This is a genomic window from Roseateles sp. (genome assembly GCF_052436255.1).
In the GTDB taxonomy this organism is placed as follows: domain Bacteria; phylum Pseudomonadota; class Gammaproteobacteria; order Burkholderiales; family Burkholderiaceae_C; genus Pelomonas.
In genome coordinates this window covers 1-16,332 of sequence record NZ_JBQVNP010000005.1, presented here as the reverse complement: position 1 = coordinate 16,332, position 16,332 = coordinate 1, and the positions used below count along the sequence as shown (strand labels likewise).

Annotated in this window: 14 protein-coding genes; 10 read left to right on the top strand and 4 right to left on the bottom strand. The window is 67.2% G+C overall.

The genetic code is table 11. The features are described 5' to 3' along the window. Window position 1 precedes the first annotated feature (1 nt). The 6 genes from ACT6S0_RS02175 (at window position 2) to ACT6S0_RS02150 (ending at window position 8,395) form a co-directional block, all read left to right on the top strand. Window positions 2-1,477 carry an NADH-quinone oxidoreductase subunit M gene (locus ACT6S0_RS02175; protein ID WP_444762278.1) on the top strand — a complete coding sequence of 492 codons (1,476 nt, stop codon included), beginning with the start codon at window positions 2-4 and terminating at the stop codon, window positions 1,475-1,477. A gap of 20 nt (window positions 1,478-1,497) precedes the next feature. Next, window positions 1,498-2,979: an NADH-quinone oxidoreductase subunit NuoN gene (gene nuoN / locus ACT6S0_RS02170; RefSeq protein ID WP_444762277.1), complete on the top strand. Its 1,482-nt coding sequence runs from the start codon at window positions 1,498-1,500 to the stop codon at window positions 2,977-2,979. Window positions 2,980-2,992: 13 nt separating this feature from the next. Then, window positions 2,993-3,307 carry a DUF2818 family protein gene (locus ACT6S0_RS02165; protein ID WP_444762276.1) on the top strand — a complete coding sequence of 105 codons (315 nt, stop codon included), beginning with the start codon at window positions 2,993-2,995 and terminating at the stop codon, window positions 3,305-3,307. Continuing rightward, the gene (locus ACT6S0_RS02160) at window positions 3,294-3,878 is read left to right on the top strand and encodes an NUDIX domain-containing protein (RefSeq protein ID WP_444762275.1); all 585 of its coding nucleotides are present in this window, start codon (window positions 3,294-3,296) and stop codon (window positions 3,876-3,878) included. Before ACT6S0_RS02165 ends, ACT6S0_RS02160 begins: the two co-directional genes overlap by 14 nt. 101 nt (window positions 3,879-3,979) lie before the next feature. Next, window positions 3,980-5,149 carry an efflux RND transporter periplasmic adaptor subunit gene (locus tag ACT6S0_RS02155; protein ID WP_444762274.1) on the top strand — a complete coding sequence of 390 codons (1,170 nt, stop codon included), beginning with the start codon at window positions 3,980-3,982 and terminating at the stop codon, window positions 5,147-5,149. 12 nt (window positions 5,150-5,161) lie between these two features. After that, a complete protein-coding gene (locus ACT6S0_RS02150) occupies window positions 5,162-8,395 on the top strand; it encodes an efflux RND transporter permease subunit (RefSeq protein WP_444762273.1) in 3,234 nt (1,077 codons plus the stop codon). Here the strand turns inward: ACT6S0_RS02150 and ACT6S0_RS02145 are convergent. Both ACT6S0_RS02145 and ACT6S0_RS02140 read right to left on the bottom strand, forming a co-directional pair. Next, window positions 8,373-9,776 (bottom strand): FAD-binding oxidoreductase, encoded by a 1,404-nt coding sequence (locus tag ACT6S0_RS02145; protein WP_444762272.1) that lies wholly within the window; start codon window positions 9,774-9,776, stop codon window positions 8,373-8,375. The two genes, ACT6S0_RS02150 and ACT6S0_RS02145, sit on opposite strands and share 23 nt — an antisense overlap. Beyond that, window positions 9,773-10,153: a DUF2069 domain-containing protein gene (locus tag ACT6S0_RS02140; RefSeq protein ID WP_444762271.1), complete on the bottom strand. Its 381-nt coding sequence runs from the start codon at window positions 10,151-10,153 to the stop codon at window positions 9,773-9,775. The genes ACT6S0_RS02145 and ACT6S0_RS02140 overlap by 4 nt, the downstream gene beginning before the upstream one ends. Window positions 10,154-10,174: 21 nt before the next feature. Here ACT6S0_RS02140 and ACT6S0_RS02135 point away from each other — a divergent pair, with 21 nt between their 5' ends. After that, window positions 10,175-11,476: a YihY family inner membrane protein gene (locus ACT6S0_RS02135; protein ID WP_444762270.1), complete on the top strand. Its 1,302-nt coding sequence runs from the start codon at window positions 10,175-10,177 to the stop codon at window positions 11,474-11,476. Here the strand turns inward: ACT6S0_RS02135 and ACT6S0_RS02130 are convergent. Together ACT6S0_RS02130 and ACT6S0_RS02125 are read right to left on the bottom strand one after the other, a co-directional pair. Further along, the gene (locus ACT6S0_RS02130; RefSeq protein ID WP_444762269.1) at window positions 11,448-12,407 is read right to left on the bottom strand and encodes a Bug family tripartite tricarboxylate transporter substrate binding protein; all 960 of its coding nucleotides are present in this window, start codon (window positions 12,405-12,407) and stop codon (window positions 11,448-11,450) included. The two genes, ACT6S0_RS02135 and ACT6S0_RS02130, sit on opposite strands and share 29 nt — an antisense overlap. 28 nt (window positions 12,408-12,435) lie before the next feature. Beyond that, window positions 12,436-13,011 carry a helix-turn-helix domain-containing protein gene (locus tag ACT6S0_RS02125; RefSeq protein WP_444762268.1) on the bottom strand — a complete coding sequence of 192 codons (576 nt, stop codon included), beginning with the start codon at window positions 13,009-13,011 and terminating at the stop codon, window positions 12,436-12,438. Between the two features lie 80 nt (window positions 13,012-13,091). Between ACT6S0_RS02125 and kbl the strand changes: the two genes are divergently transcribed. Genes kbl through ACT6S0_RS02110 form a run of 3 tightly spaced genes read left to right on the top strand, consistent with a single transcriptional unit; the run spans window position 13,092 to window position 16,088 of the window. Then, window positions 13,092-14,288 carry a glycine C-acetyltransferase gene (gene kbl, locus ACT6S0_RS02120; RefSeq protein WP_444762267.1) on the top strand — a complete coding sequence of 399 codons (1,197 nt, stop codon included), beginning with the start codon at window positions 13,092-13,094 and terminating at the stop codon, window positions 14,286-14,288. Continuing rightward, window positions 14,285-15,229, top strand: a complete 945-nt coding sequence (locus ACT6S0_RS02115; RefSeq protein ID WP_444762266.1) for an NAD-dependent epimerase/dehydratase family protein — start codon at window positions 14,285-14,287, stop codon at window positions 15,227-15,229. The genes kbl and ACT6S0_RS02115 overlap by 4 nt, the downstream gene beginning before the upstream one ends. Before the next feature lie 34 nt (window positions 15,230-15,263). Continuing rightward, complete coding sequence (locus ACT6S0_RS02110) at window positions 15,264-16,088, top strand: MipA/OmpV family protein (RefSeq protein ID WP_444762265.1); 825 nt, start codon at window positions 15,264-15,266, stop codon at window positions 16,086-16,088. Window positions 16,089-16,332: the final 244 nt, after the last annotated feature.

Sequence of the window (16,332 nt, the reverse complement as noted above, 5' to 3'; positions counted from 1 at the left end):
AATGTTGCTGAGTCTTGCGATTTTTCTGCCCATCGTCTGCGGCGCCGTGCTGCTGATGATCGGGCGCGACGAGCAGGCGCATGCCGTGCGCTGGCTGGCCCTGGTCGCGGCCGTGGCGAGCTTCCTCGTCACCCTCCCGCTGATCACGGGCTTTGACACCTCGACGGCTGCCATGCAGTTCGTCGAGAACCAGTCCTGGATCGAGCGCTTCAACATCCACTACCACCTGGGCGTGGACGGCATCTCGATGTGGTTCGTGCCGCTGACGGCCTTCATCACCGTCATCGTCGTCATCTCGGCCTGGGAGGTCATCGAGACGCGCGTCAACCAGTACATGGGCGCATTCCTGATCCTGTCGGGCCTGATGGTGGGCGTGTTCAGCGCGCTGGACGGCATGCTGTTCTACGTGTTCTTCGAGGCCACGCTGATCCCGATGTACATCATCATCGGCGTGTGGGGCGGCGCGAACCGCGTCTATGCGGCCTTCAAGTTCTTCCTCTACACGCTGGCTGGTTCCCTGCTGATGCTGGTGGCGCTGCTCTACCTGTACTACCAGTCGGCCGGCAGCTTCGACATCCAGACCTGGCACAAGCTGCCGCTGCCGGGCGGCGCGCAGACCTGGCTGTTCTTCGCCTTCCTGGCCGCCTTCTCCGTCAAGGTGCCGATGTGGCCGGTGCACACCTGGCTGCCCGACGCCCACGTCGAGGCGCCCACCGGCGGCTCGGTCGTGCTGGCGGCCATCATGCTGAAGCTGGGCTGCTATGGCTTCCTGCGCTTCTCGCTGCCCATCGCCCCCGACGCCGCGCGTGAATGGGCCTGGCTGATCATCGCGATGTCGCTGATCGCCGTCGTCTATATCGGCCTGGTGGCCCTGGTGCAGAAGGACATGAAGAAGCTGGTGGCCTATTCGTCCATCGCCCACATGGGCTTCGTGACGCTGGGCTTCTTCATCTTCAACGAGCTCGGCGTCTCCGGCGGCCTGGTGCAGATGATTGCGCACGGCTTCGTGTCGGGCGCCATGTTCCTGTGCATCGGCGTGCTCTACGACCGCGTGCATTCGCGTGAGATCGCGTCCTATGGCGGCGTCGTCAACACGATGCCGACCTTCACGGCTTTCGCGGTGTTTTTCGGCATGGCCAACTGCGGCCTGCCCGCGACGGCCGGCTTCGTTGGCGAGTGGATGGTCATCCTCGGCGCCGTGCAGTTCAACTTCTGGGTCGGCCTCGTCGCCGCGACGGCGCTGATCTTTGGCGCGGCCTACACGCTGTGGATGATCAAGCGCGTCTACTTCGGTGACGTCGCCAACGAGGATGTGCGCGCGCTGACCGACATCAACAGCCGCGAGTTCCTGATGCTGGCGGTGCTGGCGGTTGCCACCCTCTACATGGGCCTTTATCCGAAGCCCTTCACCGACGTGATGCACGAATCGGTCACTGAGCTGCTCAAGCATGTGGCGCTCACCAAGATCCCGGCCTGATCCGAGCAGAGGCAAGAACAATGAACGACATGAACTGGCTCGCGATCTATCCCGAAATCCTGCTGCTCGTGATGGGTTGCGTCGTGGCGCTGGCGGATCTCTGGGTCACCGATGAGCAACGCCGCCCGACCTACTGGCTGACGCAGCTGACCCTGGTCGTTGTCGGCGCTCTGCACTTCAGCTATTTCGATGCCGGCGTGACCACCTATGCGATGCAGGGCATGGTCGTCGCCGATCCCATGGGGCACCTGCTGGCGGGCTTCGCCTGCCTGGCCACGCTGATCACGCTGGTCTATGCGCGCCCCTACGCGGCCTGCCGCGAGATGCTCAAGGGCGAGCTTTTCATCCTCAGCCTGTTCGCGCTGCTCGGCATCAACGTGATGCTGTCGGCCAACAATTTCCTCGTCATCTACCTTGGCCTGGAGCTGATGAGCCTGTCGCTTTACGCCCTCGTGGCGCTGCGCCGCGACCATGCGGTGTCGACCGAGGCCGCGATGAAGTACTTCGTCCTCGGCGCGCTGGCCAGCGGCTTTCTGCTCTACGGCCTGTCGATGATGTATGGCGCCACCGGTTCGCTGAGCATCCCCGAGGTCTTCAACGTCATCTCCCAGGGCGCGCCCAACCAGTCGGTGCTGGTGTTCGGTGTCGTCTTCGTCGTTGCCGGCCTGGCCTTCAAGCTGGGCGCCGCACCCTTCCACATGTGGGTGCCGGACGTCTACCAAGGCGCGCCCACCGCAGTCACGCTGCTGATCGGTGGAGCGCCCAAGCTGGCGGCCTTCGCCATCACGGTGCGCCTGCTGGTCGAAGGCATGATCGGCCTGGCCGTGGACTGGCAGCAGATGCTGATCGTGCTGTCCATCATGTCGCTGCTGATCGGCAACCTGGCGGCCATTGCGCAGTCCAACCTCAAGCGCATGCTGGCCTACTCGACCATCGCCAACATGGGCTTCATGCTGCTGGGCCTGGCTTCGGGCGTGGTCAACAACAGCACGGTACCCGCTAACAACGCCTATAGCGCGGCGATGTTCTATGCCATCACCTATGTGCTGACGACGCTGGGCAGCTTCGGCATGGTCATCCTGCTGTCGCGCCAGGGCCATGAGGCCGAGGAGATCAAGGACCTGGCCGGTCTGGGCAAGCGCAGCCCCTGGTTCGCGCTGGTGATGAGCATCTTCATGTTCTCGCTCGCCGGCCTGCCGCCGACGGTCGGCTTCTACGCCAAGCTGGCCGTGCTGCAGGCGCTGGTCTCGACCAGCGTCGAGTTCTACCTGTACCTGGCGATCTTCGCCGTCGTCGTGTCGCTGGTCGGTGCCTTCTACTACCTGCGCATCGTCAAGGTCATGTTCTTCGACGAGCCGACCGACACGGCCGCCATCACAGCCCCCGGGGATGTGCGCTTCGTCATGACGCTCAACGGTGCCGCTGTGCTGGTCTTCGGCCTGCTGCCGGGCGGCCTGATGGCCCTGTGTTCCGAGGCCGTCGTGAAGGCACTCTCGACCTGATGGGCCAAGCCTGATGGACCAGTCGGCAGCCGTTTGGCTGGTTCTTGTCGCGGCCGTCATCGCTGCCAACCTGCCTTACTTCAGCGAGCGGTTGCTGCTCATCGGCCCGCGCCGCTCGCCCAAGTCCGGTTGGTGGCGGCTGCTGGAGCTGCTGCTGATGGCCATGCTGATCTTCGCATTGGGCTCGCTGCTCGAGGCGCGCATCGGCCAGCGCCACTCGCAGGGCTGGGAGTTCTACGCCGCCGCGTCCTGTCTCTTCGTGACGCTGGGCTTTCCCGGCTTCGTCTGGCGCTATCTGCGCCGTGGAGCGCATCGTGGCGACGACTGATGACGCCCATCTCGTCGAGCGCCAGCTCGACAGCGCCGAGGTCTACCAAGGCCAGTTCCTGCGCGTCCACAAGGATTTCGTGGCACTGCCCGACGGCAGCACCGCCACCCGCGAGTTCATCCGCCATCCCGGCGCCGTCATGGTCGTGCCGCTGCTCGACGACGGGCGGCTGCTATTGGAGCGTCAGTACCGCTACCCGATGGCCCGCGTCATGCTGGAGTTCCCGGCCGGCAAGCTTGACGCCGGTGAAGACCCGCTGGCTTGCGGCCGTCGCGAACTGCTCGAGGAAACCGGCTACAGCGCGGCCGAGTGGGCCTGCGCCGGCGTGCTGCACAACGCCATCGCCTACTCCGACGAAGGCATTCACATCTACTTCGCACGCGGCCTGCGCAAGGGCGAGCAGAAGCTGGATAAGGGTGAGTTTCTCGAACTGGTCATTCACTCGGCGCAGGAGCTGGACGCACTTGCTGCCCGCGGTGAGCTGACCGACGCCAAGACGCTGATCGGCCTGCTCTGGCTGCAGCGCTGGCAACAGGGCGCCTGGCCGCTGGACTGGCAGCGCGCTGACTGACCGTCTCCGTGCATGACCTCTGGCGCACGCTCGCCAGGCCGTTAAGCTCAAGCGTTTGAGCCGTCCGACCCTTCCCTGTTCTCTGACGAAAGCCTCGCTCCATGACGCGTGCAACGCCGATCCTGACCGCCCTGACGTTGGCCCTGCTTCTGACTGCCTGCGGCAAGGGCGGCAAGCCCGACGATGCCAAAGCCGCCGCGCCCAAGCCGGCTGCCGCGCCGCTGCTGCTGGCGCCCGAGGATCTGCGGCAGGTGGGCCAGAGCGGTCTGATCGGCGCGCCCGTCATCACGGGCGCCATCCAGCCGGCCCGCCGTGCCGATCTGCGTGCCGAGGTGGCCGCCGTCGTGCTGCAGGTGGCCAAGGACAACGGCGAGCGCGTGCGCTCGGGTGACCTCATCATCCGTCTGGACCCCACCTCCATCCGCGACGGCCTGACCTCCGCCGAGGAGGCGCTGCGCGCCGCCCAGCAGAGCTTCGAGCAGACCGAGCGCGTGCTGGCCCGCCAGCGCACGCTCAACCAGCAGGGCATGATCTCCATGCAGGGCCTCGAAGACGCCGAGGTGCGCCGCAATGCCGCGCAAAGCGAGTTGGCCGCAGCCAAGGCGCGTGCCGTCACAGCCCGCCAGCAAGTCTCGCGCACCGAGGTCCGTGCACCGTTCGACGGTGTCGTCAGCGAGCGCAAGATCTCCGTCGGCGACACGGTCCAGATCGGCCGCGAGCTCGTCAAGGTCATCGACCCGGCCTCGATGCGCTTCGAAGGCCAGATCTCCGCCGACCGGCTGGGCGAGCTCAAGCTCGGTCAGGCGGTGTCCTTCCGCATCAACGGCTTTGGCGACGCCGAGTTCCGCGGCAAGCTGGCCCGCATTGACGCGGCCGCCAACGCGATGACGCGCCAGGTCGAGGTCACGGCCGAGTTCGACGACCGCGCCAAGGCGCCGCAAGTCGCCGGTCTGTATGCCGAAGGGCGTGTCGAGAGCGCCAATCGACGCGCGCTGGTGCTGGCCGAGGGCTCCGTCGTGCGCCAGGGCGACAACGCCTTTGTCTGGAAGGTGGCAGGCAACCAGCTCAAGAAGGTCAACGTGACCCTGGGTGAGCGCGACGACCGTCGCGGCGAGATCGTCGTCGCCTCGGGCCTGGCGCTGGGCGATCTGGTGCTGCGCGCCCCCACCAGCAGCCTGACCGACGGCGCCGTGGTGCAGCGCGTTGCGGCGGGTGCCGGTGCTGCCTCCGCGATCGCCTCCGCAGCTCCCGCGCCCACGGCCAGCAAGTAAGCAGGAGGTCCCATGTTCCTCTCCAACTTCAGCATCAACAAGCCCGTCGCGACCGTCGTCCTGGTCATCGGGATGATGCTGGTGGGCCTGCTGGCGCTGTCCAAGCTCAAGGTCAACCAGTTCCCCGAGGTCGAGCCGCCCGTGCTCGTCATCAACATCCCCTATCCGGGCGCGTCGCCGGAGACGGTGGAGCGTGAGGTCGTCAACCGCATCGAGAAGGCGCTGCAAAGCATCTCCGGCGTCGACCGCTCCAACTCCACGTCGCGCGAGGGCAGCGCCACCATCGTGCTGGTGTTCGACTTCTCGAAGAACATGATCGAAGCCGCCGACGAAGTGCGCAATGCGATCGCGTCGGTGCGCTACAAGCTGCCCACCGAGATCCGCGAACCCATCATCAACCGGGCCGACCCCGGCGCCCAGCCCATCCTGCAGCTGTCGCTGTCCAGCACGACGCTGACGCATGCCCAGCTCAGCCGTCTGGCCGAAGACCAGCTGGCCGAGCGCTTCCGCGGCATCACCGGCGTGGCGGTCGTCAACGTCAACGGCGCACTCAAGCGCGAGCTGTCGATCCTGCTGCGAGCGGACAAGCTGCGCGAGTTCGGCGTCTCGGTCACCGAAGTCACCAATGCCGTGCGCGCCCAGAACACCACCGCCCCCGTCGGCAAGGTGCGCGGCGAGCTTGAGGACCAGAGCATCCGCCTGCTGGGCCGCCTCGAATCGCCGGCCGAGTTCGAGCAGATGATCATCAAGCGCAACGCCGGCACCGTTGTGCGCCTGGGCCAGGTGGCCGAGGTCAAGGACGGCTTCGCCGAGATGACCGGCTACAGCTTGCGCAACGGTCGGCCCAATGTCGGCATCTCCATCACGCGCTCGCGTGACAGCTCCACGGTCAGCGTCGCCAACGACGCGCGAGCGCTGCTCAAGGAGGTCGAGAAGGAACTGCCCCAGGGTACGACCCTGGAGATCACCCAGGACGGTGGCAAGGACGCCGAGAACAGCCTGAACAACGTGACCCACGCCCTGGTGTTCGGCGCCGGCCTGACCATCTTCGTCGTCTATGCCTTCCTGAACAGCTGGCGCTCGACGTTGATCACCGCCTTGTCCCTGCCCACCTCGGTGCTGGCCGCCTTCATCGCCGTCTGGCTGCTGGGCTTCTCGCTGAACTTCATGAGCCTGCTCGGCCTGTCGCTGGCCATCGGCGTGCTCATCGACGACGCCATCGTCGTGCGGGAGAACATCGTGCGGCATATGGAGCGCGGCAGCGACCGCGTGACCGCCGCGCGCGAAGGCACCGCCGAGATCGGCCTGGCCGTGGCCGCCACCACCTTCGCCATCGTCGCGGTCTTCGTGCCCGTGGCATTCATGGGCAATGGCCCCGGCCAGTGGTTCAAACCCTTCGCGCTGACCGTGGTCGCCTCCGTCATCGTGTCGCTGCTGATCAGCTTCACGCTCGACCCCATGCTGTCGGCCTACTGGGGTGACCCCCCGGGCTACCACGAGCAGCCCAAGAAGGGCTTCGGCAAGCTGCTGCAGCGCTTCAACCACTGGTTCGACGGCGTCGCCAACGGCTACGGCCATGTCATCGCCTGGGCGCTGCACCACCGCCGCTGGATGGCTGCGTTCGCGGTGGCCAGCTTTGTCGGCGCCATCGCGCTGCAGGCCAAGTTCGGCGGCTCCAGCTTCCTGCCGCAGGCCGATGCCGGCTTCCTCGTCATCGACGTGCGCGCGCCGGCGTCCAGCAGCCTGGAGTACTCCAAGCTCAAGCTCGACGCCGCCGCGGCGCTGGCCTCGACCATGCCCGAGACCAAGGCGACGACCGCCTATCCCAATGCCAGCGGCGGCCGCATCTATGTCGACATCGGCAAGAGCACCGAGCGCCAGCGTTCGGCCACCGACGTCGCCAAGATCCTGCGCGAGCGGGTCGGCCGCCTGGTGGGTGCCGAGTACGTCGTGCTCGACGACCTGAACAACGGCGCACAGAAGCCCGTGCAGATCCGCTTCTACGGCGCCGACTCGCGCAAGCTGCAGGAGATCACGCAACAGTTCGTGACGACGCTGCGCGGCGTCAAGGGCGCGGTCGATGTGGGCTATTCCGAGCAGGACCCGCAGAACGAGTTGCAGATCGAACTCGACCGCGGCCTGGCCAACCAGATGGGCATCTCGGTCAACGACGCGGCCCAGGCGCTGCGAGTGGCCTTCGCCGGCGTCGAGGTGGGTGATTGGATCGACCCGACCGGTGAAGCGCGTGATGTGGCCGTGCGCCTGCACCCGGCAGACCGCGTGGACGCCGCCAACATCGAGCGCCTGCCGATCACGGTGACGGGCACCAACCGCATGGTGCCGCTGGACCAGATCGCCACCGTCACGATGGGCAAGGGCCCGGGCCAGATCCAGCACGGCGACGGCAAGCGCACCATCACCGTCAGCGCCAATGCCCAGGGCCGAGCCCCCGGCGAGATCACGGCCGAGGCCAAGAAGTTGGCCCAGAAAATCGACTTCCCGCCGGGCTTCGGCATTGAGCTGGCCGGTTCGGCGCGCGACCAGGAGGTTGTCTTCACGGCCATGATCACGGCCTTGATGTCGGGCATCGCACTGATGTATTTCGTGCTCGTCATCCAGTTCAACAGCTTCACCGCGCCGCTGGGCGTCATGCTGTCGCTGCCGCTGAGCCTGTTCGGCGTCGTGCTGGCGCTGATCATGACGGGGGGCACGCTGAACCTGATGAGCCTCATCGGCGTCATCATGCTGATGGGCCTGGTGGCCAAGAACGCCATCCTGCTGCTGGATGCGACGCGGCAGGAAGAGAAGGCCGGCATCGACCGCGAGGAGGCGCTGATGCACGCGGGGCGCAAGCGCTTCCGGCCCATCCTGATGACGACCTTCGCGCTGATCGCCGGCATGCTGCCGGTGGCCATCGGCATCGGCGAGGGTGGCGAGTTCTATCGCCCGATGGCGGTGGCCATCATCGGCGGCGTCATCACCTCGACGGTGCTGACCCTGCTTGTCGTGCCGAGCTTCTACGACAGCATCGAGATCGCGCGGGACAGTGCGCTGGCCAAGTTCCACCGCCGGGCGCCGCGCTTCACCGTGGTGGGCGCCTTCTTCATGACGCTGGTCGAGGCGGTGCTGACGCTGCTGATGGTGCGCTTCGTGTTCCGGATGCTCATGCGCGTCGTCCGCCGTCCTGCCACGCTCTTGCAGTGGCTGACACTGGGCTTCGCCTTTAAAGCACCCGCGCAGGGTTGAGCAGGTCGAGCGGGTCCAGTGCCCGCTTGATCGCGCGCATCAGCGCCAGGGCCGTCGGGTCCTTGCGTGCGGCAAGCTCCTCGCGCTTGAGCCGGCCGATGCCGTGCTCCGCAGAGATCGAGCCGCCGCGCCGCTGCACCGCGTCGTAGACCAGTTCGTTGATCGCTGCCTCGTGCGCCAACAGGAACCCGGCCGGATCGACACCGGCTGGCGCCTGCACGTTGTAGTGGAGGTTGCCGTCACCGAGATGGCCGAAGTCGATGACCTCGATGCCGCTCAGATAGGCCGCCAGCGCCGCATCCGTCTCGGCCACGAAGCCGGCAATCGCCGACACCGGCAGCGAGATGTCGTGCTTGATGTTCAGCCCCGCCTGCGCCTGGGCCAGCGGGATGGATTCGCGCAGATGCCAGAAGGCCTTGGCCTGCTGGATGTTCTGGGCGATGGCGGCGTCTTGCACGCTGCCGCGTTCGAGGCCGGCTTCCAGCAGGCCTTCGAAGACGGCGCGCGCATGCTCGGCGCTCTCGGCGTCGGACAACTCCAGCAACACCGTCCATTCGGCCGCAGGCAGCGGTTGGGCCAACTGCGGCAACTCGCGCGCCACCAAGGCCAGCGACGCGCGGTTCATGACCTCGAAGCCGGTCAGTGCATCGCCGGCACGCTCGCGAGCGAGACCCAGCAGCGCGACCGCGGCGTCCAGCGAAGCACAGGCGGCCAGCGCCGTCAGCCGCTCCCTGGGCTGCGGATGGAGCTTCATCGTCGCCGCTGTGATGACGCCCAGCGTGCCCTCGCTGCCGATGAAGAGGTCGCGCAAGTCGTAGCCGGTGTTGTCCTTGCGCAGGCCCGACAGGCCGTGCCAGATCTCGCCGGTGGCGGTCACGACCTCCAGCCCCAGGCACAGATCGCGCGCATTGCCATAACGCAGCACCTGCGTGCCACCGGCATTGGTCGCCAGGTTGCCACCCAGCGTGCAGGAGCCCTCGGCCGCCAGGCTCAGCGGGAACAGCAGGCCCGCCTGCGCCGCTGCGGCCTGCACGTCGGCCAGCACGCAGCCGGCCTCCGCCGTCAGGCTCGCATTGACGACGTCGATGCTGCGCACGCGCTTCATGCGCGCCAGGTTCAGCACGAGCTGCCGGCCGCTGTCGTCGGGCGTTGATCCGCCGACCAGCCCGGTGTTGCCACCCTGCGGCACGACAGGCATGCGATGTTCGTGGCACAGCCGCATCACTGCGGCAACTTCTTCGGTCGACGCCGGCCGCGCCACCGCCAGCGCCTTGCCGGCATAGCGCTTGCGCCAGTCGTTCTCATAGGCGGCCAGGTCGCCACCCACCAGCAAACCCGCCTCGCCGAGCCGCTCATGCAGCGCACCGAGGAAATCGCTCATACCACCTTGGCAGCCGCCAGGCGCTGACGGATCTGCGCCGTGCAGGCGATGAAGATGACGACGCCCAGGACCACCTCGGCCACCGCCAGCCACTGACCAAGACCGCCTTCGCTGGTCGAGCGCACCAGGCCTTCCATCACATACAGCCAGATGGCCAGCGCCAGCCAGCGGTAGGTATACATGCGGTAGCGCCACAGGCCGATGGGTGCAGCCAGCAGCGGCAGCGCCTTCACGGCCAGCGTGCCGCGGCCGGTCGGCGCCAGCCACAGCTCCCATGCCAGGCACAGCAGGATCAGCGCGAGCGTGGCGACCAACGCCAGGTTGCGCGACAGCCGTTCGGCTGCGGTCGGTGTGGTTCGTTCAGGGGCAGGGGACATAGCTGCGGCATCATAGAAGCCATGTCCACGACACCGGTCCCGCCTGTTCCGCCCGCAGCGCCCGAGGGCGCCCTCGACGCACCGCTGGCTCGCAACCCCATCACCTTCGCGAGCGACTTCTTCACCGAGCTGCTGGCCTGGCCCTGGCTGCAGACCCTGCAGACCTTCCGCCAGCGCTTCCGCGAGGAAAAGCTCGGCCTGACGGCCGGCAGCCTCACGTTCACGACGCTCATTTCACTCGTGCCGCTGTTGACGGTGATGCTCGCCATCTTCACGGCCTTCCCGATCTTCTCCAGCCTGCAAGCGGCGCTGGAGCAGTACTTCCTGAAGAGCCTGATCCCGCCCAACATCGCCAAGCCGGTGCTGGCTTCACTCACGCAGTTCGCGGCCAAGGCCAACAAACTCGGCGCGGTCGGCCTGGTCGTGCTTGGCGTCACAGCGCTCGCGCTGATGCTCACCATCGACCGCACGCTCAATGCCATCTGGCGCGTGCAGCGCCCGCGACCGATGGCCCAGCGCGTGCTCGTCTACTGGGCAGCGTTGACGCTGGGACCGCTGCTGCTCGGCGCCAGCCTGACGCTGACCAGCTATGCCATCAGCGTCGGCCAGGGCTTTTTCACCAGGATGCCGGCCAGCCTGTCCACCTTGCTGGGGGGCGTCGATGTCGTGCTGCTCGGCCTGGCGATGGCCGGCCTGTTCCACTATGTGCCCAACACCCACGTGCGCTGGCGCCATGCGCTGCTGGGCGGTGCCTTTGTGTCCGTCGGCTTCTCGCTCGCGAAATCTCTGCTGGCCTGGTACGTCAAGCAGGTGCCGACCTTCTCAACGCTCTACGGCGCCTTTGCCACCGTGCCCGTCTTCCTGGTCTGGGTCTACCTCGGCTGGGTCATCGTGCTGCTCGGCGCGATCCTGGCCGCCAACACGCCCAGCCTGACGGGCCGCCTGCACCTGCGCCCCGATATACCCGGGCAGCCCATGCGTATCGCACTGGAGGTCCTGCGTGAGCTGTGGCGGGTGCGCGAAGCCGGTCAGCAGGGGCTGTCGCACCTGGCGCTGGCAAGCACGCTGCGCGTCGACCCGCTGCAGCTCAGCCCCGTGCTCGACAAGCTGCTGGACATGGACTGGATAGGTCGACTGGAAGAGCAGGGCGCCCAGCGCCTGGTGCTGCTGTGCGCGCCGGAGCGGGCGCCGGCCGCGCCGCTGCTTGCCGCCTTCCTGGCTCGGCGCGAGGGCCTGCTGGGCAACCTGTGGGCGCAGGGTGACTGGGCCCAGCTGACGCTGGACCGCCTGCTGCTCACTGAGGCTGGAAGCCCCCGCTCCTGATGATGCGCGCCCAGGCCGCCGCATAGGCCCGCTCGCGCGTGGCCAGTTGGGCCGAGCTCATCATGCCGACCGACAGGCCCAGCTCGGTCAGCCGGGCCTTCACGACGGGCTGGTTGACGACGCCGGCCAGTGCGTTCGACATGCGTTCGATGACGGCAGGCGGCGTGCCCGCGGGCGCGAACAGGCCGTAGTAGGGCAGGTCTTCAAAGCCGGCGACGCCCAGTTCGGCGAAGGTCGGCACCTCCGGCAGCACGCCCTGGCGCTGCTGGCCCATGACGGCGACGATGCGCAGCTTCTTCTGCTGATGATGCGTGATGAGGTCCGGCACCGAGCCCACGCCGGCGCTGATCTGGTTGCCCAGCATGTCTGCCACCATGGGCGCGCTGCCACGGTAGGGCACGCTCAGCAGGTTCAGCCCGTTCCTTTCGCCCAGCAGCTTGACGAGGAATTCCGGCACCGAGGCGGGCGCCGGCACGCCCACATTCCCCTGGCCACCCTGCTTCTTCACCCAGGCGAGGTACTCCGGCAGGCTGGCGGCGGGCGTGCCGCCGGACAGCGCCAGCGCATTGGCAAACGTCGCGAAGCCGGCCACCGGCACGAAGTCCTTCGCCGGGTCGAAGCCGGGGTTCTTGAGCACCAGCGGCAGGATGGAGATGCTGTGGTCGTGGCTGACGAAGAACGTCGTGCCGTCGGGCGCGGCGGCCTTCAGCGCCTGGGCGGCGATCTGGCCGCCGGCGCCGGGCTTGTTCTCGACGATGACCGGCGTGCCGAGGGACACTTGCAGCGCCTCGCCCAGCAGCCGCGCAATGGCGTCGGTGCCGCCGCCCGCAGGGAAGCCGACCAGCAGGCGGATGGGCTTGTTGTCTTGTGCGCCTGCAGCAAAGGGCAGGGCCGCCAGCGCGGCCAGCGTCGAGCGACGGGTGATGTGCATGCATACCTCCTTCAGCGGAGGCTGCAGTCTACGGATGAAGCACCACCAGCAGCGCGTTCGCTGCCGACTTGCCGACGTTGCGGATGGCATGCGGGCCGTCCACGGCATAACGTGCCGTCTCACCGGCCTTGATCCTGCTCGTGACGCCCTGGGCCGTGACCTCCAGGCTGCCGGTGAGTACGCTCAGATGCTCGCGCGAGCCGGGCTCGTGGGCTTGGCTGTCCAGCAGGCCGCCGGGCTGCATGCCCAGCTCGTACCACTCGAACTGACCGGCCAGCTCGATGGGCCCCAGGATGCGCAGCTTGCACAGGCCGTCCGGGCTGGTCAGCCCCGGCGTGGCGTGGGCCGGCACGGTCTCGATGGCCGGCGTGGCGGCGCGCTCCGTGCCCAGCAACTCGCCCATCTCCACGCCCAGCGCATTCGCCAGCCGCCACACCACCGCCACCGTCGGGTTGGCCTGATTGCGTTCGATCTGCGACAACATCGACTTACTCACGCCGGCCCGCTTGGACAGGTCATCCAGCGACAGGCCACGGCCCGCACGCAAGGCCTGCAGTGCGGCACCCACGCGCGGCGGTTCAAGATCTGTGGCGGGCTTGTTCATGCTTGACGTCGCTGGACGGATTTTAGATACTGCACACGTGTTCGATATATCGAACTTGTTCACTCCACGGATTGTGCCCCATGAGCCAAGCGTTCTACCAACACCTGCAGACCGAACTCGATGGCATCCGTGCCGCCGGCCTTTTCAAGTCCGAACGAATCATCACGACGCCCCAGGCTGCGGTGGTGAAGACGGCGGATGGCCGCGAGGTCATCAACCTGTGCGCCAACAACTACCTCGGCCTGTCGTCGCATCCCCAGGTGATAGCGGCGGCGCATGAGGCACTGCGCACCCACGGCTTCGGCCTGTCGTCGGTACGCTTCATCTGCGGCACGCAGGACCTGCACAAGGAGCTGGAAGCGCGCATCGCCCGCTTCGTCGGTTGCGAGGACGCCATCCTCTACGCTGCGGCCTTCGATGCCAACGGCGGCCTCTTCGAGCCGCTGCTGGGTGAGCAGGACGCCGTCATCAGCGACGCGCTGAACCATGCGTCCATCATCGATGGCATCCGCCTGTGCAAGGCGCAGCGCTACCGTTACGAGCACAACAACCTCGACGATCTGGAGCGTTGCCTGAAGGAAGCCAGGGAGAAGGGCGCCCGCTTCACGCTGGTCTTCACCGACGGCGTGTTCTCGATGGACGGCACCATCGCCCAGCTCGACAAGATCCGCGCCCTGTGCGACCGCTACGACGCGCTGCTCGGCATCGACGAATGCCATGCCAGCGGCTTCATGGGAAAGACCGGCCGCGGCACGGCCGAGCACTGCGGCGTGTTCGGCAAGATCGACATCATCACCGGCACTTTCGGCAAGGCGCTGGGCGGCGCCAGCGGCGGCTTCACGGCCGCGCGCAAGGAAGTCGTCGAGCTGCTGCGCCAGCGCTCGCGGCCCTATCTGTTCAGCAACACGCTGGCGCCCAGCATCGCCGGCGCGTCGCTGGCGGTGCTGGACCTGCTGGAGGAATCGACGGCGCTGCGCGACAAGCTCGAAGCCAACACCGCCTGGTTCCGTGAGGCCATCCAGGCCGCCGGCTTCGAGATCAAGCCCGGTACCCACCCCATCGTGCCGATCATGGTCTACGACGCGGCCAAGGCGCAGGCGTTGAGCAAGCGCATCCTGGAGCTGGGTATCTATGCCGTCGGCTTCTTTTTCCCCGTCGTGCCCAAGGGCCAGGCGCGCATCCGCGTGCAGGTCTCGGCCGTGCACGAGCGCGAGCACCTGGAAAAGGCGGTTGCCGCCTTCACGCAGGCTGGCCGCGAACTGGGTCTCGTCAAATGAAGATCCTGATCATTGGCGCCAATGGCCAAATCGGCACCGAACTGGCCACCGAGCTGGCCCGGCTGCACGGTAGTGACGCCGTCGTCACCAGCGACCTCGCTCCCAACGGCCGCGTGCCCAGCCTGCAGCACGAGGCACTGGACGTGACCGACGCGGGCGCGCTGGCCACGGTCGTCAAGCGCCACAAGATCACCCAGATCTACCACCTCGCCGCGGCGCTGTCTGCCAACGGCGAGAAGCACCCGATGTGGGCCTGGGACCTGAACATGAAGGGCCTGCTCAACGTGTTGGAGCTGGCCCGGCAGGAGAAGCTGGACAAGATCTTCTGGCCCAGCTCGATTGCCGCCTTCGGCCCCGGCACGCCGGCCATCGACACCCCGCAGACGACCGTGATGGACCCGACGACGGTCTACGGCATCAGCAAGCTGGCGGGCGAGCGATGGTGCGACTGGTACCACGCCAAGCATGGCGTGGACGTGCGCAGCCTGCGCTACCCCGGCCTGATCAGCTGGAAAACCCCGCCCGGCGGGGGCACCACGGACTACGCCGTCGAGATCTTTCACTCGGCGCTGAAGGACGGCCGCTACACCTGCTTCCTGAAGGAAAACCAGGCGCTGCCGATGATGTACATGCCCGACGCGCTGCGCGCCACCATCGAGCTGATGGACGCGCCGGTCGACCAGGTCAGGCAGCGCGGCAGCTACAACCTGGCCGGCGTCAGCTTCACGCCCGGGGGCATCGCCGCCTCCATCCGCCGCCGCCTGCCGGACTTCAAGATGGACTGCGTGCCCGACTTCCGCCAGGCCATTGCTGCGAGCTGGCCGCAGCGCATCGACGATGCCGCTGCGCAGGCCGACTGGGGCTGGAGGCTTCAGTACGACCTCGATGCGATCGTGGACGACATGGTCGTTAATCTGACACGGGAACTGAAGCTCGGCTGACAAGGCGCCTGCAACGCGCTGGTAGGCTGGGTGCATGAGAGTCGCGCTCATCGTCTTTGTCGCCACATTCACTTCGGTGCTTGCAGCGCGCGCCGAGTCGACCACAACGCGCGAAGACTCGCCGGAGAGCCCGCCGGCGCGTTACCTTCTTGGCCTGTCGATCGCCTCCGGTCCCGAATACGAAGGCGCGCGGACCCGCGAAACCAAGCTCAGGCCGGTATGGGCCGCCAAGCTAGGTCGTGTTCGTATCACCACCGGCGGTGGCAGTGCCTTGCTTGGTTTTGGCCGTGAAGGCGCGGGCGCCGGCGCCAGCGCCCAGTTGATCGACACCGATCGCTTGCGGCTCGGGATTTCAGCCCGCATCGACGGCGGGCGTGAAAGCAACGATGCCAGCACGACCCGCGGCTTGCCTGACGTCAGGCGCACGCTGCGCGCCAGGCTGTATGCCAACTACAGCCTGACCAAGGACTGGAACGTCGGCGCGTCCGCCTCACAAGACGTGCTCGGCCGGCGGGGCGGGCTGACATTCAGCCTGGACACCGGCTGGCGCTTCTACCGCAGCGCGACAACGGAGTGGACCAGCGGCATCGGTGTTTCTGCCGCTAGCGGTCTGAACATGCGCAGCTATTTCGGTGTGCCGGCTTCGGCGAGCGCCGCCAGCGGCAAGCCGGCCTACGAACCCGGGGCCGGGTTGCGCGACGTCAACGTCGGCATCAACTTCAAGCACGCGCTGTCCAAGCACTGGTTCGTCTTCGGCGGGGCCGGCGCCAGCCGCCTGCTGGGCCCTGCGGCCGACAGCCCCCTGGTCGAGAAACCCGGCGGTTCGTCGGCATCCATCGGCGTGGCCTGGCGCAATTAGGGCCTGTTGACGCTACGGCAATGGGTCGCGAAGGCCCGCCGCCAGGGGCCAATCAAGGCGCAACGCGCCGCCCGCATTGATATGCGGGCAAGCGGTGCAACGCCGAGTGGCCCCTGGCGGCGGGCCTTCCCTTCGGGTTGTGGCCAGAAAGGCCGCGCGCGGCGTTGCAAAAACTCCCCGGGTGTCCAACCCCGCGGCGGTTTGCGCCTTGCTCGCGGCCGGTCTGGCCACAACGCGACCCGGT